This window comes from Streptomyces sp. SID3212 (assembly GCF_009865405.1).
Taxonomy (GTDB): domain Bacteria; phylum Actinomycetota; class Actinomycetes; order Streptomycetales; family Streptomycetaceae; genus Streptomyces.
On sequence record NZ_WWJY01000297.1, the window covers coordinates 1 to 512 of the forward strand.

Annotated in this window: 1 protein-coding gene; it reads right to left on the reverse strand. The window is 77.9% G+C overall.

Annotation, left to right across the window (positions count from 1 at the left end):
* The coding region (locus GT042_RS08985; RefSeq protein ID WP_237530608.1) for an aminoglycoside phosphotransferase family protein at positions 1-512 on the reverse strand (512 nt) is incomplete at both ends.

Below are 512 nucleotides of genomic sequence, written 5' to 3' on the forward strand. Positions count from 1 at the left end.
CGGACGTGACCAGCGGGGCCAGCCCCGCGTCCGCCGCCGCGGCCGACCGCATCGCCGACGCCTGGCGCGCCGTCCGGTCCGCCACCGACTCGAAGCCGTGCTCCGGCGGCGGCGCGACCCACAGTTTCCGTACGGTGTCCGCCGCCTCCAGCAGCGACTTCGCCTCCGGCAGCGAGCGCAGGGACATCTCCGGGTGCAGCCGCTCCAGCAGCAGGGAATCGGCGGTGGCGGCGAGCAGCTCCGCCGCCCCCCAGCCCTTCCACCGCGCCAGCGCCGCCTGTTCCAGGGAGGGCGCCGCGAAGGGCGGGACGATCTTCAGCGTGGCGGGGGAGCCGTCGGAACGCCGTACCAGCAGCACCAGACCGCTGCGCCCGCCCGGCTCCACCACCCGCTCCACGGTCACCCCGTGGTGCGCCACGGCCTCCGCCGCCCGCGCGGGCAGCCCGGCCAGCCAGGCGGCGGCCCGGTCGCCGTACGTCTCGGCCAGCGTGCGGGCCAGCCGTTCCGGCGGT